Origin of the sequence: Ideonella lacteola, from assembly GCF_038066555.1 — a bacterium.
GTDB classification, from domain to species: domain Bacteria; phylum Pseudomonadota; class Gammaproteobacteria; order Burkholderiales; family Burkholderiaceae_C; genus Ideonella; species Ideonella lacteola.
In genome coordinates, this window is sequence record NZ_JBBUTG010000024.1 from 1 (window position 1) to 24,583 (window position 24,583).

General features: G+C 66.6%; 21 protein-coding genes and 1 riboswitch. Of the genes, 12 read left to right on the forward strand and 9 right to left on the reverse strand.

The features are described 5' to 3' along the window. Positions 1-296 precede the first annotated feature (296 nt). Both AACH06_RS24535 and AACH06_RS24540 read left to right on the forward strand, forming a co-directional pair. A complete protein-coding gene (locus tag AACH06_RS24535) occupies positions 297-1,949 on the forward strand; it encodes a multiheme c-type cytochrome (RefSeq protein WP_341428429.1) in 1,653 nt (550 codons plus the stop codon). Positions 1,950-2,086: 137 nt separating this feature from the next. Next, positions 2,087-3,295, forward strand: a complete 1,209-nt coding sequence (locus AACH06_RS24540; RefSeq protein WP_341428430.1) for an acyl-CoA dehydrogenase family protein — start codon at positions 2,087-2,089, stop codon at positions 3,293-3,295. A 51-nt stretch (positions 3,296-3,346) separates the two neighbouring features. Here AACH06_RS24540 and AACH06_RS24545 read toward each other — a convergent pair whose 3' ends face one another. Further along, entirely contained in the window at positions 3,347-4,156 is an 810-nt protein-coding gene (locus AACH06_RS24545) for an acetyltransferase domain-containing protein (RefSeq protein ID WP_341428431.1), read from the reverse strand. Positions 4,157-4,356: 200 nt separating this feature from the next. Here AACH06_RS24545 and AACH06_RS24550 point away from each other — a divergent pair, with 200 nt between their 5' ends. Next, entirely contained in the window at positions 4,357-5,268 is a 912-nt protein-coding gene (locus AACH06_RS24550) for a DUF2167 domain-containing protein (protein WP_341428432.1), read from the forward strand. 15 nt (positions 5,269-5,283) lie between these two features. Beyond that, positions 5,284-6,009, forward strand: coding sequence for a site-2 protease family protein (locus AACH06_RS24555; RefSeq protein WP_341428433.1), 726 nt, complete (start codon positions 5,284-5,286; stop codon positions 6,007-6,009). Between the two features lie 13 nt (positions 6,010-6,022). On the opposite strand, the gene AACH06_RS24560 is transcribed toward AACH06_RS24555, so the two are convergent. Then, positions 6,023-6,493: a MarR family winged helix-turn-helix transcriptional regulator gene (locus tag AACH06_RS24560; RefSeq protein WP_341428434.1), complete on the reverse strand. Its 471-nt coding sequence runs from the start codon at positions 6,491-6,493 to the stop codon at positions 6,023-6,025. Positions 6,494-6,663: 170 nt separating this feature from the next. Here AACH06_RS24560 and AACH06_RS24565 point away from each other — a divergent pair, with 170 nt between their 5' ends. Beyond that, on the forward strand, positions 6,664-8,385 hold the full coding sequence (locus AACH06_RS24565) for a tannase/feruloyl esterase family alpha/beta hydrolase (RefSeq protein WP_341428435.1): 1,722 nt from the start codon (positions 6,664-6,666) through the stop codon (positions 8,383-8,385). Between the two features lie 794 nt (positions 8,386-9,179). On the opposite strand, the gene AACH06_RS24570 is transcribed toward AACH06_RS24565, so the two are convergent. Continuing rightward, entirely contained in the window at positions 9,180-10,316 is a 1,137-nt protein-coding gene (locus tag AACH06_RS24570) for a polysialyltransferase family glycosyltransferase (protein ID WP_341428436.1), read from the reverse strand. A 268-nt stretch (positions 10,317-10,584) separates the two neighbouring features. After that, a riboswitch (cyclic di-GMP riboswitch) is annotated at positions 10,585-10,671 on the forward strand. A 56-nt stretch (positions 10,672-10,727) separates the two neighbouring features. Between AACH06_RS24570 and AACH06_RS24575 the strand changes: the two genes are divergently transcribed. Both AACH06_RS24575 and AACH06_RS24580 read left to right on the forward strand, forming a co-directional pair. Beyond that, positions 10,728-10,946, forward strand: coding sequence for a hypothetical protein (locus tag AACH06_RS24575; protein WP_341428437.1), 219 nt, complete (start codon positions 10,728-10,730; stop codon positions 10,944-10,946). A gap of 330 nt (positions 10,947-11,276) precedes the next feature. Then, on the forward strand, positions 11,277-13,157 hold the full coding sequence (locus tag AACH06_RS24580; RefSeq protein WP_341428438.1) for a methyl-accepting chemotaxis protein: 1,881 nt from the start codon (positions 11,277-11,279) through the stop codon (positions 13,155-13,157). 70 nt (positions 13,158-13,227) lie between these two features. Here the strand turns inward: AACH06_RS24580 and AACH06_RS24585 are convergent, their stop codons facing one another. The 4 genes from AACH06_RS24585 to AACH06_RS24600 form a co-directional block, all read right to left on the reverse strand. Further along, entirely contained in the window at positions 13,228-14,238 is a 1,011-nt protein-coding gene (locus tag AACH06_RS24585; protein WP_341428439.1) for a transporter, read from the reverse strand. Positions 14,239-14,369: 131 nt separating this feature from the next. Continuing rightward, entirely contained in the window at positions 14,370-16,469 is a 2,100-nt protein-coding gene (locus AACH06_RS24590; protein ID WP_423222081.1) for a 3-hydroxyacyl-CoA dehydrogenase NAD-binding domain-containing protein, read from the reverse strand. Between the two features lie 109 nt (positions 16,470-16,578). Continuing rightward, complete coding sequence (locus tag AACH06_RS24595; protein WP_341428441.1) at positions 16,579-17,787, reverse strand: acetyl-CoA C-acetyltransferase; 1,209 nt, start codon at positions 17,785-17,787, stop codon at positions 16,579-16,581. A 20-nt stretch (positions 17,788-17,807) separates the two neighbouring features. Next, positions 17,808-18,071 (reverse strand): hypothetical protein, encoded by a 264-nt coding sequence (locus AACH06_RS24600; RefSeq protein WP_341428442.1) that lies wholly within the window; start codon positions 18,069-18,071, stop codon positions 17,808-17,810. 220 nt (positions 18,072-18,291) lie between these two features. Between AACH06_RS24600 and AACH06_RS24605 the strand changes: the two genes are divergently transcribed. Further along, positions 18,292-18,972, forward strand: coding sequence for a choice-of-anchor R domain-containing protein (locus tag AACH06_RS24605; protein WP_341428443.1), 681 nt, complete (start codon positions 18,292-18,294; stop codon positions 18,970-18,972). A 138-nt stretch (positions 18,973-19,110) separates the two neighbouring features. On the opposite strand, the gene AACH06_RS24610 is transcribed toward AACH06_RS24605, so the two are convergent. Then, a complete protein-coding gene (locus tag AACH06_RS24610; protein ID WP_341428444.1) occupies positions 19,111-19,560 on the reverse strand; it encodes a MerR family transcriptional regulator in 450 nt (149 codons plus the stop codon). A gap of 16 nt (positions 19,561-19,576) precedes the next feature. Beyond that, positions 19,577-19,873, reverse strand: coding sequence for an SCP2 sterol-binding domain-containing protein (locus AACH06_RS24615; RefSeq protein ID WP_341428445.1), 297 nt, complete (start codon positions 19,871-19,873; stop codon positions 19,577-19,579). Positions 19,874-20,010: 137 nt separating this feature from the next. On the opposite strand from AACH06_RS24615, the gene AACH06_RS24620 reads away from it, so the two are divergent. From AACH06_RS24620 to AACH06_RS24635, 4 genes are all read left to right on the forward strand, one after another. Next, positions 20,011-20,877, forward strand: coding sequence for an SDR family oxidoreductase (locus AACH06_RS24620; protein ID WP_341428446.1), 867 nt, complete (start codon positions 20,011-20,013; stop codon positions 20,875-20,877). Continuing rightward, complete coding sequence (locus tag AACH06_RS24625; RefSeq protein ID WP_341428447.1) at positions 20,874-22,484, forward strand: acyl-CoA carboxylase subunit beta; 1,611 nt, start codon at positions 20,874-20,876, stop codon at positions 22,482-22,484. The genes AACH06_RS24620 and AACH06_RS24625 overlap by 4 nt, the downstream gene beginning before the upstream one ends. A 51-nt stretch (positions 22,485-22,535) precedes the next feature. Then, entirely contained in the window at positions 22,536-23,702 is a 1,167-nt protein-coding gene (locus tag AACH06_RS24630) for an acyl-CoA dehydrogenase family protein (protein ID WP_341428448.1), read from the forward strand. A 75-nt stretch (positions 23,703-23,777) separates the two neighbouring features. Beyond that, complete coding sequence (locus AACH06_RS24635) at positions 23,778-24,581, forward strand: enoyl-CoA hydratase/isomerase family protein (protein ID WP_341428449.1); 804 nt, start codon at positions 23,778-23,780, stop codon at positions 24,579-24,581. Positions 24,582-24,583: the final 2 nt, after the last annotated feature.

The window sequence follows — 24,583 nt, forward strand, 5'->3', positions numbered from 1 at the left end:
AAGGGTTGCCACCAGAACCAGCCGCCCGCGGCGTTGCAAAGCCTCGCCGGGGCCGCACCCCGGCTTCGTTTTACGCCTTGCGCTCGACCGGTTCTGGTGGCAACGCATCGGGGCTCCGTCGTGTGAACACGCCCCAGGAGGCTGTGCGCCAGCGGTGGAACGGGGCCAGGCCCTGAGGCCGAGGGCCTGTTTCAATAAATGTGTTGACAGCACATTTCAACCAGCACAGGATGGCCCTGGTCTCTGTGAGGCCTTGTCTTGATGTCCGTCAATCTCGCCGCCGCAGGAGACTCTCCATGATTCGACGCCTTCGCACCTTGGCCCCCTGCCTGGGGTTGATCGGCCTGCTGTTGGCGGGGGCCCCCGCGACCGGCGCGCCGTACAAGGTGCTGGGATGGAACGATCTGGGCATGCACTGCATGGACTCGGACTACTCGGTGTTCTCGATCCTGCCGCCGTTCAACAACCTGCATGCCCAGGTCGTGGATGCGGGCCGCAACAAGCTGGTGACGAGCGGCGTCACCGTCACCTTCGAGGCCACACCTGATCTGAACGGGTCGCTCAACACCCATTCGTCGGACAAGACCAACTTCTGGAAATACGCGCTGCCGCTGTACGGAGCCGATCTGCCGGCGGACATGGGGCTGGGTGGCTGGCGCACGGCAAGCCTGACGCCGCAGACGATGGGCTACCAGAGCACCTCTTCGATGTTCGAGGCGGTGGGCATTCCCATCACCCCGTGGGACGACCAAAAGAAGAAGAACTCCTACCCGATGGTGAAGGTGGTGGCGCGCGATGCCTCGGGCCAATCGCTGGCCGAGGGCCACGTGGTGCTGCCGGTGTCCGATGAGATGACCTGCATCGCCTGCCACGCCAGCGGCTCGCAAGAGGCGGCCCGGCCGCCGGTGCACGGATGGGTCAACGATGCCCGCGGGCCAGAGATGGACTACCGCCGCAACATCCTTGCGCTGCACGACGACCAACACCTCAGCGCGTCCAAGTACAAAAAGGCGCTGAAGACCGCGGGCTACGACAAGGCCGGCCTGCTCGCCACCGCCGATGGGGGCCACCCGATCCTCTGCGCCGCATGCCACTCGTCCAACGCCCTGCCGGGCACGGGCCAGACCGGCATCACCCCGCTGACCACCGCCGAACACACCTTGCATGCGAAGGTCATCAACCCGAACACCGGCCTGCCTCTGGACAGCGAGAAAGACCGCGGCGCCTGCTACATGTGCCACCCCGGCTCGGAAACGAAGTGCCTGCGCGGCGTGATGGGCAACGCCACGCTGCCCGATGGCACCGCGGCCATCCAATGCCAGAGCTGCCATTCCACGATGAGCAAGGTGGGCTCCGCCAAGCGCACCGGCTGGCTGCAACAGCCCACCTGCCAGGCTTGCCACCACGATGGGCTGCGCGATCTCACCGCCGTCAACAAGAAGGGCCAGGTCAAGCAGCCCGCCGACACGCGATTTGCCACGAACCCGAATGTGCCTTCGGCCGGCTTCAACCTCTACCGTTTCAGCAAGGGCCACGGCGGCCTGCAGTGCGAGGCCTGCCATGGCGCCACGCATGCCGAATACACCAGCTCGCACGACGCGGACAACGTGCAGTCGATCGAAACGCAGGGGCATGTGGGCACCATCGCCGAGTGCACCTCCTGCCACACCAACCTGGCCACCACCGCCACGGGTGGGCCGCATGGGCTGCACACCATCGGCCAAGCCTGGGTGAACAAGCACGGCGACTATGCCGAAAAGAACCGCCAGGCCTGCGCCTATTGCCACGGCGCCGATTTCCGCGGCAGCCCGTTGGCGGTGACGCGGGCGGCGCGTGATATCCGCGCCGAGGACAAGCAGGTGCACTACCAGGTGGCCCAAGAGGTGACCTGCTACGACTGCCACAACGGCCCGGGTGGCGAGCTCAAGCGCCGCACCGCCCTGCGCTGATAACCCGTGGCGCCGAGCCCCTCAAGCGTGGGGGGTCACGCGTCGTTCTTGTGGCAGGTCAAAGGCGGCGCCGGTGGGGGCCGCGAGCATGGCGGGCACGTCATCTTCACCCGCCACACTCTCCCGCCATACGCGCCATGAACGCCCCCACCCTCAAGCCCGCCCCCACCGGCCTCGACGCCGCTTCCCAGGCCCGCGTCGACACCGCGCGCCGCATCGCTCGCGACGTGGCAGGCCCTGCGGCCGTGGCCGTCGACCGCGATGGCCGCTTCCCTCGCGAGACGATCGAGGCACTGAAGGCGGCCCGCATGCTCTCTGCCCACGTGCCCGAGCGTTTCGGCGGGTTCGGCTCGGGCATCGCCGAGCTGGGGCTGATGTGCGAGGCCCTCGGCCAGCGCTGCGCCTCGTCCGCCATGGTCTTCGCGATGCACCAGGTGCAGGTGGCCTGCCTGGTGCGGCACGGCAGCACGCCCTTCTTTCACGACTATCTCGCCGAGGCGGTCGAGCGCCAACGGCTGATCGCCTCGGTCACCAGCGAACAAGGTGTAGGCGGCTCGGTGCGCACCAGCATCTGCCCGATCGATCAAGCGGCCGACGGCCGGTGCCACGTGCGCAAGGAAGGCACGGTCGTGAGCTACGGTGACGATGCCGACGACCTGCTCATCACCGTGCGGCGCAACGCCGAATCGGTGGCCCACGATCAAGCCATGGTGCTGGCCCGCAAGAGCCAATGCCAGATGGAGTTGCTGGGCACATGGGATGCCATGGGCATGCGCGGCACCTGCAGCCCCGGCTACACCATCGATGCGCACTTCGACGCCGAGCAGATCGTTCCCGCGCCGTTTGCCGACATCAACGCCCACACCATGGTGCCTTGGGCCCACATCCTGTGGAGCTCGGCTTGGCTCGGCATCGCGACCGACGCCGTCACCCGCGCCAGGGCGTTCGTGCGCGACACCGGCAAGAAGCTCGGCAACACACCGCCGACGGCGCCGCGCTTGTCGCAGGCCTCCGCCACGCTGCAGTTGATGCGGGTGCAGGTGCGCGAATGGGCGCGCCGCTACGACGAGATGTGCGCCCGGCCGGATGGTGGCGCGGAGGAGCTCAGCTCGGTGGCCTGCACCATCCAGCTCAATCACCTGAAGCTGATGGCCAGCGAACTGGTGGCCGACATCTGCACCCAAGCCCTGCGCATCACCGGCACCACTGGCTACCGCAACGACAGCCCTTACAGCGTGACGCGCCATCTGCGTGATGCCCATTCCGCCGCGCTGATGATCGGCAACGAACGCATCCACGCGGCCAACGGCGCGCTGCACCTCGTCTACCGCGACGAAGCGATCTGACGAAGCAACGGATGGCCCGGCGGCCCGTGCCTGCGCTTCAGCGGCGAGCGTTCAGAACTGACCGGTGGTCCACCACCGCCAGGCCCGGATGCCGCCGATCAGCACGGGCTGGTGCAGCATGTAGAAGCTGAGCGACCACGTCCCGAGCACCGCCAAGGGCCGCACCGCCGTCGGCACGGTACCGGCCAGCCAATGCCGGCGATGACGCAGCAGTGCGTGCCCGAGAACCACGCCGCCGAGCATCACACCGAGCCAGGGCAGCACCGGCACGAAGTCTTCGGTGCGCGGCAGGCGGGTGACCAGGCCCACCCAGGCCGTCCAGCGGCTGTCGAACCACGGGTGCTGCACCAGCCTGGGCAACAGCAGCGCCGCCAATGCCACGGCGAGCAGGGCTGCATAGCCCCTCGCCCCCCGCGCCAACCCACGTGGTGCACCCCAACGCACGATCAGCAGCATCACCGCGATGCCATGCAGCACGCCAAAGCTGATCCAGCTCTTGGGGAACATGATGGCCGAGCCTGCGGATACCAGCACCGCACATCCGGCCACCTGCGCCCAGCGCCGCCAGAAGCGCCGCGCACTCTGGCCGGCGTCGATCGCCAGCGCCTGGCCCATGCCGGCGCACAGAAGGAACAGCGTGACGATGCAGGTACGCTGCACCGTCCAGAAGGGGTCGAACTGGAAGCGCTGCCTGGGGTCGAAATAGCCGAAGTAATTGAGATCGAAACAGAAGTGAAACACCGCCATCCAGACGATGGCCACGCCGCGCAGGGCATCGAGCCGTTCGAATCGGTCGGCGCCGGCGGCTCGGGAGACGGCCGAGCCTGAGTCGGCCGGCTTGGAAACTTCGTCGCGGTTCATCGCAATCGGCACGATACCGCAGCCTGCGGCCCGAACCCCCGTGCGACAGCCGCCCACCTACAATGGTCGGTTACGTCCAAATCTGGGCAAGAGCCCCCGGCAGAAGTCATTTCGAGGGGCGCCGCCAGAAGTCACATCGAGGGGCCGCGCCCACTCGACACCACGGCCACATCGGCCATTCATCAAGGGAGGGACCCGTGATGTTCCATTCTTTCGTGCGCCCCTGGGCCATTCGCACGGCCTGTTTGTTGGCGCTCATCGCGCCGGTGGCTGCCTCGGCAGACGACGCACCGCCACCCCAGCCCGATCCGCAACAAGTGTGGACAGAGGCCGCCAAGGCCTCGCAGGCCGGCCCCGCCGATATTCCGCTGCTGGACAAGGCCCTGCTCAAGCTGCCCGAGGGCCGCGTGTTCATCCCGCAGCCCCATGCCACCCGCCTGCTGCAGGCCATGGGCAACCCCGGCAGTGACCCGCGCCTGCAGGGCCTCGTCTTTCCCCAAGGCGACACCCAAGGCTGGTTCATGACGGTGCGCTACGAAGAATCCGGCCACATCAAGGACGACGATGCCAAGGAGTGGGACGCCGACGACATGCTCGACAGCTTCAAGGAAGGCACCGAAGCCTCGAATGAAGAACGGGTGAAGCTCGGCGCCCCAGCGCTCGAGATCATCGGCTGGGCCGAAAAGCCGGCCTACGACGCGGCCACGCACCGCCTGGTTTGGGCGATGTCCACGCGTGAAAAAGGTGCTGCCAACGACGATGACCAAGGTGTCAACTACAACACCTACCTGCTGGGCCGCGAGGGCTACTTCAGCATGAACCTCGTCACCGGCCTGAAAGACCTTCCGGCGCACAAACCCGAAGGCCATGCCATGCTGGCGGCGCTGAGCTTCAAGGAAGGCCAGCGCTACCAGGACTTCGACGAAAAGACCGACCACGTCGCCGAGTACGGTCTCGCCGCGTTGGTGCTGGGTGTGGGCGCCAAGAAGCTGGGCTTGCTGGCGGGTATCGGCCTGTTCTTTGCCAAATTCGCCAAGCTGATCCTGCTGGCGCTGGCCGGCCTGGGCGCGACGGCCATGAAGCTGTTCCGCCGCAACAACGGCGCGACCTGACCCCCGGAGCCTGCCGTGCTGAAGATCCTGCTGCTGTTGTTGTCTGGCGCCAAGTTGGGCAAGCTGCTGACCACCGGCGGCACGATGTTGCTGTCGGTGGGCGCCTATGCGCTGATGTTCGGCTGGCGCTATGCCGCCGGCTTCGTGGCGATGATGTTCATCCACGAGATGGGTCATTACATCGCCGCACGGCGCCGCGGGCTGAACGTGGGCTGGCCCACCTTCATCCCTTTTGTGGGGGCCTGGGTGCAGCTGAAAGATCTGCCGCACGATGCGGAGACCGAGGCCTATGTGGGCCTGGGCGGCCCCTTGCTGGGCACGATCGGCGCCATCGCTTGCTACGTGCTGGCGCGCAATGAAGGCAGCCAATGGCTGCTCGCCGTGGCCTACGCAGGCTTCTTCCTCAACCTCTTTAACCTGATCCCCCTGTCGCCCTTCGACGGCGGGCGGATCACCGCGGTGCTGTCGCCTCGCATCTGGCTGCTGGGCGTGCCGGTGCTGGTGGGCTTGTTCTACTACCGGCCCAGCCCGATGCTGATCCTGATGGCGGTGCTGGCTGCGCCGCAGGTGTGGAAGGCCATCACCTACCGCAGCAACAGCATCGAAGCCGCCACGTACTACAAGGTGCCTGGCCGCACCAAGTGGGAGTACGGTGCCTACTACGTGCTGCTGCTGGCCTTCCTGTCGCTCATGGTGCACGACGTGCACGAGATGCTTCAGGGCGCCGCCGCGGCCCCCTGAACCCGGGCCGCGCTCAGCGTGAGCAGGCCAGCTTGTGAAGCAACTCGGTCAGCATCGCCCACTCGGCGGGGCTGAGCGTCTTCACCGCCTCGCGCTCGCCCTCTCGCAGGGCCGCCGAGCAGCGCTGCACGATCTCGTCGCCCAGCTCGGTGAGGCGCACATGCTGGACGCGCGCATCGCGCGTGCCGCGCGAGCGTGAGATCCACCCCCGGGCTTCCAGCTTCTCCAGTGACATCGCCACGTTCGGCGCCGTGACCGCGAGCGCTTGAGCGAGCTGCTTCGCGCTGACGTCGGGGTTGCGGCGGATCAGCGCCAGCATGCAGAACTCGACCTTGCTCACCCCCTCGGGGTCACCCACCCGCCGCTTGAACACGGCGTGCGTCACCACCGCCGCCTGCGCCACCTGGTAGCCCAGGATCGGGTGCAAATCAAGGTCGATCAGGTCGCCCTGGGGCGTTCGATCAGGGTTGGCGGTACGGCCCATGTGCTGCCCTCAACAGCCACAACTGATTCAATGGCTGATTCATATGTAGTTTTTTACAGGGGGTAAATTCCCCAGAGACGACCAAAATTTAGATAAATACAATAACTAATAAGCCAGGAGGCCGCGGCACCACCGCCACGTCCAGACCGGGTGAAAAGCGAGGAGACAAGATGAGCCATCCACGACCCCACCCGCTGGCGGCTGCCAGTATCGCCGCGCTGGGCTGGGCCGCCCTGCTGGGCGGTGCACCCGCCGCATCGGCAGCCGCCCAGCCCGCCGAACCCGCGACACTGCTTGGCAGCTGTGAAGACCTGCCCTCCAAGCTCGGCGGCCTGCCGAACACGGTGATCACCGGCAGCACCACCGTGGCCGCCGGCGTGCTCACGCTGGCTGGCCAGCCCATCGCCGAACACTGCCGCGTGACCGGGCAGATGAACACGCGCGTCAGCCCGGTGGATGGCAAGACCTACGCCATCGGCTTCGAGATGCGCCTGCCCAAGGCCTGGAGCGGCCGCTTCTTCCACCAGGGCAACGGTGGCATCGACGGCCAGGTGCTCACGGCCATGGGCGCCTCGGGCGGCGGGCCCCTGACCAGTGCCTTGATGCAAGGCTTCGCGGTGCTGTCGTCAGATGCTGGACACACGCTGGCGCAAGGGGGCCCGGCGTTCGGCCTGGACCCACAGGCGCGGTTGGACTACGGCTACCAGGCCGTCGGCAGCCTCACCCCCATGGCCAAGCAATTGTTGACCGCGGCCTACGACAAGGGGCCCGACCGGTCGTACTTCGGTGGGTGCTCCAACGGCGGCCGGCACACCTTGGTCGCGGCAGCACGCTACGCAGCCGATTACGACGGCTTCCTTGCCGGAGCGCCGGGCTATCACCTGCCGCTGGCGGCACTGGCGAACATCTGGGGTGCCCAGCGCTATGCCACCGTGGCCACCGGGGACCCCAAAACCCCGGCCGGGCTGGAAACGGCCTTCACCGCCACCGAGCGGACGATGCTGGCCAACGCCGTGCTGGCCCGCTGCGACGCCCTGGACGGAGCGACCGACGGCCTCGTGCAGGACACCCGAGCCTGCCAACGCGCCTTCAAGCTCAACCGCGACGTGCCCACCTGCCGCGGCGATCGCGACGGCACGTGTCTGACACGTGATCAGAAGGCCGTGATCGCCTCGATCTCGCGCGGTGCCACCACCTCCAGCGGCGAGCGCTTCTACGCGCCCTTCCCCTACGACGCAGGCATCGGCGGCAGCGGCACCGCCTTCTGGGAATTCACCGCTCCGCTGGCGCTCGATTCCGGTGCGGTCGGTGTCATCTTCAAGGTACCCCCGAGCACCGACGCGCTCACCGACGGCCCAGGCTTCTCGCTCGGGCTGGATATCGACCAAACGCTCGCCGAGCTCAACGCCACCAACGACACCTACGGCGAGTCAGCGATGTCGTTCATGACACCGCCGGCCGATGACGATCTGTCGGACGTGCACCGCCGCGGCGGCAAGGTCATCGTCTACCACGGGGTCAGCGACCCGATCTTCTCGGTGAAGGACACCGTGACCTGGTACCGCGGCCTGCTGCGCCACAGCGCCGGCAAGCCTTCGGATGTCGCGCGGCTCTACCCCATCCCAGGCATGGGCCATTGCGCCGGCGGCCCATCAACCGACCAGGTCGATTTCCTCTCACCGCTGGTGGCGTGGGTGGAACAGGGCATCGCCCCGCAGTCGCTCGTGGCCAGCGCGCGCGGCCCCGGCAACCTCGGCGGCGTCAATGCGGATGTGCCGGCCAACTGGGCGGCTGATCGCACGCGCCCACTGTGCCCGTACCCGCAGGTGGCCCGGTACGCAGGAACGGGCGACGTAGAGCGAGCGCAGAACTGGGTCTGCACAAGCGACTGACCCCTGGCTCCGCACCGACCAACCAAGCCTCGCGAAGATCGTTCACCGGCAGCGCGGGGCTCCAGCGGCCATGGGCCAGCTCTTTGAGTCGAACCCTGAAGCCATACCGCCAGGGATCAAACAGGTCGTGCACCCGCGGAGCACCGTGGAACTTCACCACGGTGCTCGCCTGCAGCGCCCGGCGGGCTTCAAGCGGGCGACGGCGTGCAAGCCGCATCAGCCTTTTGAAGCTTTCGACCGTGCCGGAAGAAAACGTGCCAAGCTGCGCGGCCAGGCCGTGGGCGGCGGCAGCTGCATTGATGAAGTCCTGGTCGCCCGGTACACGCTGCGGGTAGTGTTCCCCCCGTGCGAACGATTCATAGATCGCGGTGAGTGCGCCGCGACGAATCCCCATCACGCTGGAATTGAGCCCTTCGTGGTGCCAATCCCGGACGGCGATCAAAGAGTGCGACGTTCCTGCGGCCTCGGCGAGAAGGTGAGACATCCCCGCCCGTATGACCAGCGTCAGGTCGAGATAGAGAAATCGATCGAACTCCACATAGTCGGGATTGAAGAGACCCAGCTTCAGCGTCGTGGGGCGCATGCCGTCTCTGCGCAACTCATTCCACCCGTCGCAACGACGCTGTTCGATCGAGTGATCCAAGGCGCGCGGCCGGTCGGTATAGCAATAGAGCCGAAGCGGCACGGGACAGTGGCGCGCCAGCATGGCGTGCAGACGCGTGACATAGAGATCGGCAAGACCGCCCATCTCGCCCACGGCCATGCACACCACCGGCAGTCTGGTCTGACACGCCTCAGTGTTCGCCATCTATCTCGACTCCCGCAGCCACGAACGCGCGATACATCGCAACGCGTTCCTCATGCGATTTGAACCGGACGCAGTTCCAGCCGAACGAGCGAACCGTCGTCTGGGCGCCGTACATCTGGCGCGCCAACACCAGCACCGTCGATCGAACGCCGACGACGGCGTCGAAATGCTCTCCCGGAAGCCACGATTCCAGCGGCACATCCAGCTCCACCACCTGATCGCCGAGCATCGACAGTTCCCGATGCTGGTCCTTGGGATGCGCCTTGTAGATCACCTCATCGATGCCGCTGGCATGCAACCACTGGCGCAGCGTCTGAGACACCTTGGGCAAGTCGCTCGCGGCCAGAAGACCGGCGCCCACCAGCGGTTGTCCCACCACCAGCGCCCGCTTCGGTCTGTTCTCTGATGGGCGGCACGGCAAGGTCGATCGGCCGGCGGCCATGGGCGGGGGACGCAGTGTCACCACCTTGTGCGCCGGGTAGTCATGCGGCAGGCCAGGCAGCACATAGATCCGGTCGCAGAACGGCGCCTCGCTGCCGATCCGATCGCCGCTGAATCGGCTGTAGCGAAGCTCTGGCGCTATCAATTGCCGCAGCGAACGCATTCGCATCGCTGCCTGCTTGCCAGGCGACAGGGGATACCGCATCACATTGATCAAGCCATCCGGCAATATCCGGCCGCGTGTCACCTCCGCCCCCGTCAAAGCAGGCAAGGCGTTGAGGAAGTAGTTGATGGCTTCGGTGTCGAACACGGCACTGTGGATATGCAGTTCCCGAGCGGCGCCCACCGTGGCGGCCACTTGGCGGATGTTGTCGCGCAGCCGACGCAGGCGCCCAAAGGGCCCTGGCATTGGGCGATGCCGAGGCCAGGGCATGTACATCGAAGCATCCCAATGGGCGTCGCGAACAATCGACTGAATGCCTGGCTGGTACCACACGAGGACCTGCCGGGCCCCCACCTCGAAAGACTCGGCAATCTCAAGCGCAGCCAGGTACTGCAACGGGGAGGCCACGAAGTACAGCGCCACCCGATCGTGGTACCCGGCCGGCACGCTCTTTGGCGCTGCGTGCTGCGCGCCTGCCCACTGATCCGGCCCCGTCAGTGAAATCGTCGTTGCCGCCATGCTGCCGCCCCCTTGGTGCCCTGGCAACACCATAGGCGGCCGCGATGAAGCCCCAGTGACACCGAGACCAAGCCATCGGCACCGACGATGCGGCCCCCCCGCTGAACGCCATGGAGGCGACGTGACCGCAATCGCCACCGGCCATCGGGGAACGGCGTCGATCCATCGCAGGCACTGCGACACACCTTGGGGCACGACAACCCGCTTGTCACACGCCTGTCTTGTTGGCCTGAAAGCATCCGCGATGCTTCTACAAGTGAAGCCGCATCGAGCGAAATGGCAAACCCGTCGGAAGGCGGGGACGCAAAGCCACCGGACTCAGGCGCCACGGCGCAAAGTCAGCGGGGCTGCCCAACGATGGTCGTGGCGTCGCGTGAACGCTCCCATCGACACCTCCGCAGGAGAAATCTCATGCACATGGATGTCGTGCTTCGCCCAACCAAGCTGGCCAGCACCGCGCTCAGCGCGGGCATGCTCATTCCCCGTTCGCATCGGCAGTTCCTCCAACTGCTGGACGGTCGAAAGACACTGCGAGATCTGAGCGACGCGGCGCGCGACATGGGGGTCGACCACTCCGCCTTGGCCACCATGGTCAATCGGGGCCTCATCTCATGGACGCCAACTTCTTAGGGCCTGTTCACTCTACGGCGCCCTGATGCGCCGTGTGAACACGCCCTGGCCCTGTGGGTTGGCGTCGCCCGATGCTGTCGCGTGAAGGGTTCTGCGGTCGCGGCCCCGATGTCCTCGATGCCCCGCCGCGAATTGCGACAGTTTTGTGACATTGCAGCTGTCAACAACGCCTCGAATCGCCCTCCATTCCAGCTGAAACCGGTTCCGGGCCATTCCGATACTGAGGCGAGCTGAGATGTCGGCGCATGCCCGCAGGACACGCCAGCCATGCAACCTCCGTCTCGGTCCCTCGTCAGGTATGCCATGTCCGGTCACCACACCCCACGCACCATGAGTGTTCGTCATCGACTCCTCGTCATGGCAGGGCTTTGCTTCTTGCTGGCGGCGGTCCCCACCGCCTTCGTGGTGGCCGATACGTTCGATCGCATGGAGCGGGTGACCCGTGAACGCAACGCGCTGGACCTTCAGCGCCACTGGCAGGTGGCCCTCAATGCCCTTCAAGACCATCGGCTGGAAGCTACGGCCTCGAACGTCAACGCCGACGCGCGGCCGCGGCGCGTGCGGGCCGCGGAACGCTGGGCTGCAGCCGTCGACGTACTTCACGCGCGCCATGAACAGCAGAATCTGCCCAACGAGGACCTCGCCCTCTTGGTCGGCGAGTTCAGAAAGCTGACTCCATCGGAGGGCCGGAAGGCGACGGCCGGCCAGTTGCTGGTCGGGCATGCGCAGGTGGCGGGCCGCATCTTCGACCAGATCGAGTCGCTCAGCGCATCGACCGGGCTGGCGAACGACAACCACACCGCATCTTTCTACCTGATCCGGGCGGGCACCGATGCCGCGCCCCGAGTGGGTGATGCGCTGTCTGAACTCAGCTCTGTGGCCGCCGCCGTGGCGGTCGACGACATCGCCCTGGTGTCGGGTGCTGCATCGCGCTATCGCTCTGGCGCAGACGACATGCGACGCTACCTGACGTTGGCGATGGGAGCGGATGTCGCCCTCACCGACCAGCTGACGCCGGTACTCGCCCAACTCGCTGCGCAGCGGGACAAGGTCGAATCGATGCTGGCCGCCGCCGCGTCGGACGTGAACTACCCGCTCGACCAGATGAGCAAGACACTGGCCGAAGCGTCGCGGCTTCAGTCGAACCTGTCGGACCAAGCCATGAACCTGGTTCGACTTGACCTCGAAAGCCGGCGTGACGCCCTCCGGTGGCGCACCGGCACCATCGCACTCGCCCTCATCGTCGGGTGGGCTGGTATTGGCCTGTTGTTGTGGCGAACGATCCGCCACATCGTCAGTCCGGTCATGCAGGTCGTCCAGGCGACCGAGCGCATCGCCCAAGGTGATCTGACGTGCCCCATCCCGGCAGACAGGGGCGACGAGTTCGGTCGCATCCTCGGCTCCGTCGATCAAATGCAGACGCGCCTGCGCGCCTTGGTGACGCAGATTCACGCGACATCGGCCCACATCACGCATGCGTCGGCAGAAATTGCATCGGGCAACAGTGATCTCAGCCAGCGCACCGAAAGCACCGCGTCCAGCCTGCAGGCCACCAGCGGCGACATGGCGCGCTGCACCGAAGCCGCACGTTTCAGCGCCGGGGTGGCGACTGAGGCGAACGGCCTCGTGCTGGGGGCAGCCCAGGCGGCCTCGGACGGCGAACGCGTCGTCACCCACGTGGTGGCCACCATGCGCGATATCCAGGCCAGCTCCCAACGCATTGCCGAGATCACGACGGTCATCGACGGTATCGCATTCCAGACGAATCTGCTCGCTTTGAATGCCGCGGTCGAGGCAGCCCGCGCTGGCGAGCATGGCCGCGGGTTCGCCGTCGTCGCCACGGAAGTCAGAGGCTTGGCGCAACGCTCGGCCCAGGCCGCGAAAGAAATCAAGGCCCTCATCGGCTCTTCGGTCGAGCGGATCGACGAAGGCAGCCGCCTCGCGAGCCGCGCGGGGCAATCGATGCAGGACATTGAGCGGCGCATCAGGGTCGCCACCACCAAGATGGCCGAAGTGGCCCAGATCACCGAGCGTCAACAGACCGACCTGGATCAGGTCAAGGCATCACTCGCAACACTGGACACGCTCACCCAGCAGAACGCGGCCCTTGTCGAGCAATCCGCCGCCGCAGCTGAATCGCTGAGGGATCAATCCGATCGGATGCACGAGCTCGTGGGTTCGTTCCAGGTGGACGGAGCCGCGAGCCCCTGATGCACGCTGGATGGCGACACCCTGCCGCGCGTAGCGGCCCTGGAAGGGCCGCCTGGCTCGCGTGTCGGCATCACTCCCGACGGCGCCGGAAGGCCCACCACCCCGCCACCGCGGTGAACAGCGCCACCAGCACCAAGATCACCAAAAAGCCATGCGGTGCATCGGACAGCGGGATGCCGCCGACGTTCATCCCGAAGAAGCCGGCGGTGATGTTGATGGGCAGCGCCAGAACGGTCACCATGGTCAGCGTGAAGAGGCTGCGATTCGTTTGCTCGCTCACCTGGGCGGCGATTTCTTCCTGCAGCAACTTGATGCGCTCCTGCAAGGCGGCCAGATCCCTCAAGACCAGCGAAAACTCCTCGGTCGATTGCCGGAGTTCATCCAAGTCGTGGGCCTCCGTCCACGGCGGCGGCTGACGCAGCAAGCGGAACAGGGCGCCAGGCTCGGGTGCCAACAGACGCTGAAGCCTGACCAGCAATCGGCGGATCTTGCCCAGTTCCGAACGCTGCTGCGCCAGCCGCCCCGACAGCAGGCGGTCTTCGATGGAGTCCACCCTCACGGTGGCCTCGCGGACGATGCGCGTCAGCACGTCGCCCTGGTCGCGCATCAGGTGATTGAGCAGATCGACCGTCGAGCCGAATCGATCGCCCCGTTTGACCGCCTGACGAAGTCGGTCGATCGACCTCAGCGGGTGCGTGCGTGCGCTGACGACGAGTCGATCGCTGACACTCACCCACAGCGTGGCGATGTCGGACGGATCGAAGCTGAAGTCGTACGCCACATCGTTGACCACGGCGATCAAGTGATCGTCCGCGATTTCGATGCGGGTCGACCGGGAGCCTTGGCGAAGTGCCTCAAAGTACTCTTCGGGCAGCTGCAGGTTCTGCTGCATCCATGGCAGCGCAGACGCGTCCGTCAAGTCGAAGTGAAGCCAAGTGAATTCGGCCGTGCCGCTTCGGGTTTCCGTGGCGCCGAATTGCTGGGTCGCCTCCGCCGAGTCCAGCGGCTGGCCCACTCCGTCGGCAGTGAACGTGTAGCCACAGATCAGGCCGTGCTTTTGCGCGCCGTAGGGGATGGACATGCTCGTTGCCATCGGAGGATGGTACGTGCTGTAGACGACATCCCGCCCGACCATCGCAACCCAATCGGCACCCGACGGCCTACCGTCCCCACATCACGATGGTCCAGCAATGCCCGTGGCCGGGCCGGCCTCTACGCCCCGCCCTGATCAAAGAAGATGCCGCGCCGCGCCAGATCAACGATGTTGGCCGCGGGCTTGAAGCGTTTGCCATGGGCCTGCGCCAGCTGGCGCGAGCGCTGCACGAAGTGCGCCGGACCGATGGTGTTGATGAACTGCAGCGCGCCACCGAAGAACGGGGCAAAGCCCCAGCCCAGGATGGAGCCCACGTTGCCATCGGCCACCGAACGCAGCACGCCCTCTTCCAGGCAGCGCGCGGCTTCGTTGGCCTGCGCGTAGAGCAGACGCTCGATGATCTCCTGTTGATCCGGCTGCTCATCGGCCAGCGGGAACAGATCCTGAAGGCCAGGCCACAGCCGCTTCTCGCCTTGGCCGTCTTCCGGCCAGTCGTAGAAGCCCCGGCCCGCCTTCTTGCCGATGCGGCCCATCTCGCACATCTGCCTCAGCACCGGCTCACCCGGGTGTGCCTCGTAGCGCTGGCCCGCCGCGGCCATGTCCTTTCGGGTCTGGTCGGCCACATGCACGCCGAGCGACAGGCTGACCTCGTCTTGCAGCGCCAACGGCGGCATCGGCATGCCGGCCTGCAGGCCCGCCACCTCGATGCTGCGGGGGTGAACCCCCTCTTTCAGCATGGCCAACCCTTCCATCACATAGGTGGCAAAAACCCGGCTGGTGTAGAAGCCCCGGCTGTCGTTGACGACGATCGGCGTCTGGCCGATCTGCTGAACGAAGTCGAACCCCTTGGCCAGCGTCTCATCGCTGGTCTGCTCGCCCACGATGATCTCGACCAACGGCATCTTGTCGACCGGCGAGAAGAAGTGCAGGCCGATGAAGCGGTCGGGCCGGGCGCTCGCCTTGGCCAGGCCGGTGATCGGCAGCGTGGAGGTGTTGGAGGCGAACACCGCATCGGCCGCCAACTGCGCTTCGGCCAGCTGGGTGACCTGGGCTTTCACCTCGCGGTCTTCGAACACCGCCTCGATCACCAACTGGCAATCGGCGAGTGCGGCGTAGTCTGTGGTGGCCTGGATGCGCGCCAGTTGGGCCTCGCGCTGCTCCGGCGAGCGGTAGCCCTTCTTGACGGCCTTGTCGAGAACGCCCTGGCTGTAGGCCTTTCCCTTGTCGGCCAGGGCTTGGGTGGTGTCCAGCAGCACGACCTCCACGCCCGCCTTGGCGGCCACATAGGCGATGCCCGCGCCCATCATCCCGGCGCCCAGGATGCCGAGCTTGTTCACCTTCGAGACTGGCACACCCTGGGGCCGCGATGCGCCCTTCTTGATCGCATTGAGCTGGTACCAGAGCGTGCCGATGAGGTTGCGGCTTTCCGGGCTCACCACGCATGCGGCGAAGTAGCGGCTCTCGATCTGCAAGGCCGTGTCGAAATCGACCAACCCGCCTTCGAACACGCTGCTCATGATGTGCGTGATGGCCGGGTAGTTGCCCCAGCTCTTGGCACTGGCCATCGAAGGCGCGATGGCCATCAGCTGGGCGGTGGCCGGCGAGCGCGAATCGCCCCCGGGGTAGCAGAACTTGGGCGCATCCCACGGCTGCTGCGGTTTCGGATGGGCTGCGATCCAGGCGCGAGCTTGGGCCAGCATGTCCTCGGGCGTCTTGGCCAGGGCCTGCACCAGGCCGCTGCTCAGGGCCTGCGCGGCACGCACCTCGGTGCCCTCACCCATCCACTGCAGCGCCTGCTGCATGCCCACCAAGCGCGGCAAGCGCTGGGTGCCACCACCCCCGGGCAGAAGGCCGAGCTTCACCTCAGGCAGGCCCAGGCAAGCCTTGCCATCGTCGAGCACGATGCGGTGGTGGCAGGCCATGGCGATCTCCAAGCCACCGCCCAGGCAGCGGCCATGGATTGCGGCGACAACCGGCTTGCCGGCCTGCTCCAGCCGGCGCAGCCACGACTTGAAATGCATCGAGGCCTCGAACCCCTGCTCGGCCGTCTCCAGCGCCCAAAGCTGGTCGACGTCGGCACCTGCGAAAAAGTCCTTCTTGCCCGAGGCGAGGATCAGGCCGGTGATCGATGCATTGCTTTCCAGTGCCTCCACCAGCGCGGCGAGTGCGCCGGCCATCTCGGCATCGATCACGTTCATCGGCTTGCCGGCCAGGTCCATCGTGGCCAACACGACGCCATCGGCGCCTTGGTCAATCTTGATTGCGCTCACGTTCTGTCTTCTCCGAGAGTCCGGCCCGCTGGTGCACCAGCGTGGCCCGGCGCGGTGCTCATGCGCAGCGCTCGATGATGGTGGCGATGCCCATGCCGCCGCCCACGCACAAGGTGGCGCAGCCGGTGCTGAGCTGGCGGCGCTCCAGCTCATCGAGCATCGTGCCGAGGATGATGCAGCCGGTGGCGCCCAGCGGGTGCCCCAGGGCGATGGCGCCGCCGTTGACATTGACCCGCTCCAGGTCGATCTGCAGCTCGCGGGCGCACTTCAGTGGCACCGATGCGAAAGCCTCGTTGATCTCCCACAGGTCGATGTCAGCGGCCTGCATGCCCGCCTTGCGCAGCGCCTTCTGGCAGGCAGGCGCCGGGCCGGTGAGCATGATGGTGGGCTCGGAGCCGATCACCGCCATGCTGCGGATGCGGGCCCGCGCCCGCAGCCCGGCACGCTGACCGGCCTCGGCCGATCCGATCAGCATCAGCGCGGCCCCGTCCACGATGCCGGACGAGTTGCCGGCATGGTGAACATGATCGATGCGCTCGACCGTCGTGTACTTGCGCAGCGCGGTGGCATCGAAGCCCATCTGGCCCATCATCGCGAAGCTGGGTTGCAGCTTCGCCAGCCCATCCAGCGTGGTACCGGCGCGGATGGTCTCGTCTTCTGCCAGCAGGGGCAGGCCCGCGATGTCGGACACCGGCACGATCGACTTCTTGAAGTAGCCCTTCTGGCGCGCCACCGCGGCGCGCTGGTGCGAACGCACCGCGAAGGCATCGACATCGGCGCGACCCCAGCCTTCGATCGTGGCTATCAGATCGGCCCCGATGCCCTGTGGCACGAAGCCCAGGTGCTGGTTGACACGCGGGTCCATCACCCAGGCGCCGCCGTCGCTGCCCATCGGCCACCGGCTCATGCTTTCGACGCCCCCCGCAACGACCATGTCTTCCATGCCGCTCAGCACCTTGGCGGCGGCGAGGTTCACGGCCTCCAGGCCCGAAGCGCAGAAGCGGCTCAAGGTCACGCCAGCCACCGTCTGCGCCCATTCCGCATCGAGCACGGCGGTGCGCGCGATGTCGGCGCCTTGCTCGCCCACCGGCGTCACACAGCCCAGCACCACGTCGTCGACGAGTGCGGTGTCCAGCCGATTGCGATGCGCCAGGGCCTGCAGCAAGCCTCGCAGCAGCCACACCGGGCTGGCCTGGTGAAGGCTGCCATCTTTCTTGCCCTTGCCACGCGGCGTGCGCACATGGTCGTAGATGAAGGCGTCGGTCATGTCAGAGGAGTGAAGTGAGTTCAGCGTCGATTGCGAGGATGTGAGGCAGCGGTGCGCTCATTGCCATGCTTGTAGTTGCCGGTGATCCGGGCCATGGTCTGCTGCAGCGCCACGGCATCGGCACCCTCGGACTCGGAAAGAAAGTCTTCGGCATCGCGCCCGCGCAGGGTACTGGCCAGGCGCCCATGGTGCAGCACCCGCACGTCGCCATTTTTTATGCGCTGCCAGGTAAAGCCCAGGTCGCCGTCTTCGGTGTCGCCGTGGTCGTGAGATGAGTCGCGCATGGTGGTTCAGGTCATCAGGAGAGGTGCGATGCGGGCGCTTCAGAAGGTGCCGCGAGCGGCGCACCCATTGCCTTGAAACGGCGAATTCGCACAGTGCACAAAGGTACTGGACACATGCATGTGTTGCTCGCGAGGATCACCGCTGGCAATTCGTTCGAAGCCCTGCCAGGCCCGCATTCCGCGGGTCGGGCTCGAACATATAAACCAAGTGGAGAATATCTTGAAAAACTTGTTTCAACTTCGCGTATTGACCGCGGCCGTTTGCCTGGCCGCAACAGGTGCCACGATGGCGGCACCCGAGCTGATGCGAGCCCGTTCTGCGGCGGACCCGAGCATCGAAACGATGGCACCGTCGCCGATGGCGAAGGAAGTTCTTTTCGGCCACACCGGCCAGTGGTTGGCAGGCGTGGTGTCCACCGACTGGGACAGCCAATACGACGAGATGGACATCCGCATCGCGGACGACTTCACGGTGCCAGAAGGGGCCACGTGGAAGATCACGGAAATCCACGCTTATGGCGGCATGGGGTCGGCCGGCGGTGAGCTGGCCAGCGCCAACCTCACCTTCTTCAAGGACCAGAACGGCAAGCCGGGCAAGGTCGTCGCCGAGTTGCTGGCGGCACCGCTCGCCAAGAACGTCGAAGGCACCTTCTCGGTCAAGCTGTCTTCGCCGGTGAAGCTGAAGGCGGGCCACTATTGGTTGTCGGTGCAAGGCAAGACGAAGGAGCCCGGCACCGTGTGGATGTGGAATGCATCGAAGGGCTTCTCCGGCAACAGGGCGGTCATTCAGAACCCCGGTGATGGCTACGGCCTGGGTTGCACCGACTGGACCCCGATCAAGGACTGCGTGGGTCAGATGCCTGGTGACCAGGACTTCGAGCTGATCGGCGTTTCCAAGTAAACACGCCGTGAACGACGGCGGCACCTGCCAGGCGTTGGCAGGCGACGCGCAGATCACCTGCGACGCGGCGTGGCCGCCGTCTTCATCTTGCCTCCAGTTCATGCGGACGGGCTGGCACGATCGAACCTGGAATCGACATCAACGTCGATCCGCCAGGCCCTTCCGAACCGCGTCATTGATGACCTTCAGCTCGGCCAGCGTCGCATCGATGTGATCGCGCTTCTGCTGCAGTTCGGCAATCGCATGGTCGGTGCGCGACAGCACGTAGCGCATCTGCTGAACGCGCCCTTCGCCGTGCGAGCCGTACAGATCCAGGTAGTGCTTGATCTCTGCCAGCGATGAGCCGATCGCCTTCGCCCGCAGGATGAGCGCCAGCCGCGCCCGGTCACGCCGGGTGTACACCCGCGTGCCGTTGACGCGCCGCGGATGAAGCAAGCCCTTGTCTTCATAGAAACGGATCGCCCGCAGCGAGATGCCGAATTCACGGCACAGCTCGGTGATGCCGAACAAGTCGCTCGTGGTCTCGTCGCGGTGAGCCGCCACCGCATCCTGCGGCGACAGCACCGTCGCCTCGTCCAGCTTGGCCATGGCGATCGCGCGGGCGTCAGAGCAGGTGTTGCAGGCGCATCGCGACACTCATGTCGCCACTGACCTTGAGCTTGCCCATCATGAAGGCCGTGGTCGGCTCCAGCTCGCGCAGAATCATCCGGCTCAAGGTGTCCAAAGTCAGGCCGATGGTGCAAGCCGCTTCGCCATCATCGTTGGTCACGGCGTTCGGCGTGCTGGCGCCGTCAATCATCACCACGCCTTCGCTGCCCATGTCGAACTTCAGCGTGGTGCCCAGGCCGCTGTCGCTGCCCACACGTTCGCGCAGTGATTTGGTGACGGCATTCAGATCCATGACGGTCTCCTGTTTGAGTTGGGCCGCACTTTAGGCGGCGGCGCTGCCGTGGGTACTAGCGTAATTCCCTATTAGCCATCAGGGTGACGTTAACGTTACCCTCGCAGCCCAGATCCAGATCACAAGGAGACAGCTGCATGCCTGCGGCCCGATACGACAGCGTGTTCCGTCCCGGCCTGTTCGAGGGCCGGCGCATCTGGGTGACTGGCGGCGGCTCGGGCATCGGCCGCTGCGTGGCGCACGAGTTGGCCTCGCTGGGGGCGAAAGTGATCATCAGCGGCCGCTCCGAGGACAAGCTCCAGCGCGTGGCCGCCGAAATTGCCGAAGACGGCGGCCAATGCGAGCACTTGGCATTCGACATCCGCGATGAAGAGGCTGTCAAAACCCAGGTCGGCATCGTGGCCAAGGCAGGGCCGATCGCCGGGCTGGTGAACAACGCTGGCGGCCAATTCCCTGCCCCGATGCTGGCCATCAGCAAGCGCGGCTTCGACGCGGTGGTGGCCAACAACCTGACCGGCGGCTTCCTGATGATGCGCGAGGTGTTCCTGCAGAGCATGCAGCAGCACGGCGGCGCCATCGTCAACATGACGGCCGACTTCCGCAACGGAATGCCCGGCATGGCGCACTCCGGCGCCGCCCGGGCCGGCATGGCCAACCTGACCCAGACGGCGGCCTACGAGTGGGCGCATGCGCAGGTGCGGGTGAACGCGGTCGCGCCGGGCTGGGTGGCCAGCAGCGGCATGGACACCTACGGCGGGGCGGTCAAGGCGATGATCCCGAAGCTGAAGAACCATGTGCCGCTGCGCCGCCTCGCCACCGAAGCCGAGGTGGCCTCGACCATCGTCTTCCTGCTCTCGCCCGGGGCGTCGTTCATCACCGGCATCACGGTGCAGATCGACGGCGGCGCCTCGCTCGGAAGCGCCATCTACCCGAACATCGACCACGCCGGGTCCGTGCCCTACAACGGCTTCCACCGCGCGGTGACGCCCGAGGTGTTGAAGTGACGGCGATCGACAGCCGGTTGGATCGCCGCGGCCCCGGCTTCGCGGCGAACTGTGCCCGCATGCAAGAGCGCCTGGCGCAGGTACAGGCACTGCAGGCCCAGGTGGTGGCCGAATCGGCGGCGCGCGTGGACAAGTTCGACAAGCGCGGCCAGTTGCTGCCGCGAGAGCGTGTGGCGCGCCTTCTGGATCGCGGCACGCCGTTCCTCGAACTCTCACCGCTGGCCGGACTGGGCATGCACGACGACGACGGCAAGAAGTCCGTCATGGGGGGCGGCTCGATCGTCGGCATCGGTGTCGTCGGCGGCCGCCGGGTGCTCGTCTCGGCCAGTGATTCCGCCATCAAGGGCGGCACGGTCCCACCGATGGGGCTGAAGAAGGCCCTGCGGGCGCAGGAGATCGCGCGCGAGAACAAGCTGCCGCTGATCTACCTGGTTGAATCGGGCGGCGCCAACCTGATGTACCAGAGCGAGATGTTCGTCGAGGGGGGCCGCAGCTTCGCCAACCAGGCGCGGCTGTCGGCCGCGGGCATCCCGCAGGTGGCGGTGGTGCACGGTTCCTCTACGGCCGGCGGCGCCTACCTGCCTGGCCTGGCCGACTACGTGGTGCTGGTGCGCGGCCGGTCGAGCATCTACCTCGCCGGCCCCCCATTGGTGAAAGCCGCCATCGGCGAAGACGCCACCGATGAAGAGCTGGGCGGATCGAGCACCCATGCCGAAGTCACCGGCCTGGGCGAGTACCTCGCCGAGAACGACGCCCACGCGATCGCGCTGACGCGTGAGCTGCTCGCCGCCTTGCCGTGGGACGACGTTCCCGCCGCCCAGGCCTCGCCCGAGCCGCTGTACCCCGTGGACGAGCTGATGGGCGTGGTGCCTGCCGACGACCGCGAGCCCTACGACGTGCGCGAGATCATCGCCCGCCTGGTGGACGCTTCCGAGTTCCTCGAATTCAAGGCGCCCTACTCAACCGACACCGTCTGCGGCCACGCGCGGCTGGGCGGCCACCGCATCGGCATCGTCGGCAACAACGGCCCCATCCAGCCCACCGGCTCGACCAAGGCGGCCCAGTTCATCCAGCTGTGCGACCAGAGCGGCACGCCGCTGCTGTTCCTGCAGAACACCACCGGCTACATGGTGGGCCGCGATGCCGAGCGGGCTGGCGCCATCAAGCACGGCAGCAAGATGATCCAGGCTGTTGCCAACGCCCGCGTGCCCAAGCTCACCCTCGTGTTGGGCGGCTCGTTCGGTGCGGGCAACTACGGCATGTGCGGCCGAGGTTTCGACCCACGCTTCATCTTCAGCTGGCCCAGCGCCCGCACCGCGGTGATGGGTGGTGCCCAGGCCGCCCAGGTGATGGAGATGGTGAGCGCCGCCAAGCTGGTGCGCGAAGGCCACACGCCGAACCCCGATGCGCTCAAGGCCATGAGCGATCAACTGCGCCAGCGCATCGACAAGGAATCGAACGTGCTCTTCGGCACCGCACGCTTGTGGGACGACGGCGTGATCGACCCGCGCGACACCCGCCGCATCCTCGCCTTGTGCCTGGATCTGTGCGCCGAGGCCGAGCGCAGAACCCTTCGCCCCAACACCTTCGGCATCGCCCGGCTGTGACCCCGGCCGCACGCCATCCACGACACGACAACACACACCCAGGAGACACCGATGAAGCTGACCCAGGAGCATCGCGCACTGCAAGACACGGTGCTGCGCTTCGTGCGCGAGGAGATCAACCCCCACATCGCCGAATGGGAGAAGGCCGAAGAGTTTCCCAGCCACGAGCTGTTCAAGAAGCTGGGCGACCTGGGCCTGCTCGGCCTGAAGTACCCGGAAGAGTTCGGCGGCGCCGGCCTCGATTTCAGCTTCTCGGCGGTGATGGCCGAGGCGCTGGGTGAATCCACCTGTGGCGGCGTGCCGATGGCCATCGGCGTGCAGACGGACATGTGCACCCCGGCCCTGGCGCGCTTCGGCTCGGATGAGCTGCGCCGCGAATTCCTCACCCCGACGATCGCCGGCGACTACGTCGGCTGCCTGGGTGTCAGCGAGGCCGGCGGCGGCTCGGACGTAGCCGCCGTGAAGACCACCGCGCGCAAGGACGGCTCGGACTACGTCATCAACGGCAGCAAGATGTGGATCACCAACGGCCTGAAAGCCGACTGGTGCTGCCTGCTGGCCAACACCAGCTCGGTCGAGGAGGCCGGCGGTCCGCACAAGAACAAGTCGCTGATCGTCGTGCCGATGGACGCCCCCGGCATCACCAAGCAGAAGATCCACAAGGTGGGCATGCACTCGTCGGACACCGCGCAGCTGTTCTTCGACAACGTGCGCGTGCCGCAGCGCCACCTCATCGGTCAGGAAGGGCTGGGCTTCACCTTCCAGATGCTGCAGTTCCAGGAAGAGCGCATGTGGGGCGCCTGCACCTCACTGCGCAACCTCGACCGCCTCATCGACCAGACGATCGAGTACACCCGCCAGCGCCGCGCCTTCGGCAAGAGCATCCTGGACAACCAGGTGGTGCACTTCCGGCTGGCCGAGTTGCGCACCGAGGTCGAGGCGCTGCGCGCCCTCACCTACTCGGCCGTCGAGCAGTACATCTCCGGCAAAGACGTGACACGCCTGGCCTCGATGGCCAAGCTGAAGTGCGGCCGGCTCGCACGCGAGGTGTCCGACAGCTGCCTGCAGTTCTGGGGCGGCATGGGCTACACGATCGACAACCCCATCTCGCAGGCCTGGCGCGACAACCGCCTGATCTCCATCGGGGCCGGCGCCGACGAAGTGATGCTCGGCATCATCTGCAAGCTCGAAGGCACCCTGCCCAAGGGGGCGCATTGATGCGCGGCCCGCTCGCCTGCCCGGTGAGCGCCCTCGCCGGCGCCCGCACACCCGGCCCACGTAAGGAGGGCTGACGTGGTGCTACTCGTCAAGAGCGAGCGCGCGCCCGGCGGCGCCAGCGGCCGTGTGCTGCACCTGACGCTGGATCGGCCAGAAGCGCGCAACGCGATGTCGCTCGCGATGGTGGGCGAACTGCGCGCCGCCCTCGGTGATGCCGAAGAGGCCGGTGACGTGCGCGCCATCGTGCTGCGCGGCAGCGGCGGCCATTTCTGCGCAGGCGGCGATCTGAAGGACATGGCCGCTGCCCGCATGTCGCACGACGGCGCCGCGGCGGTCGCGGGTGTCAGCGCACGTTTCGGTGAGCTGTGCGTGGCCTTCGCTCGCACCGGCATCGCCGTGATCGCGGCCGTGGAAGGCACGGTGATGGGCGGCGGCTTCGGGCTGGCCTGCGTGGCCGATGTGGTGCTGGCCAGCGAGACCGCGCAGTTCCGCCTGCCCGAGACGTCGCTCGGCGTGGTGCCGGCGCAGATCGCCCCCTTCCTGGTCGAGCGCCTGGGCTACGCCGAAGCACGTCGCCTGGCCGTCACCGGCGGCAAGCTGGACGCGCGGCAGGCCCTGGCGCTGCGCCTGGTGCATGAGGTGCACGCGCCCGAGGAACTGGGTAACGCGGTCGATCGGGTTCTCGCCGATGTGCTGCGTTGTGCACCGCACGCGGTGGCGGCAAGCAAGGCCTTGATCGCCCGGGCCCGGCTGCAGCCCGCCTCGGCCCTGATCGGCGAGGCCGCCACCGTCTTTGCCCAGGCCGCCCTCGGCCCCGAGGGCACCGAGGGCACCACGGCCTTTCTGCAGAAACGCGCACCGAGCTGGGCCCCCCGATGACG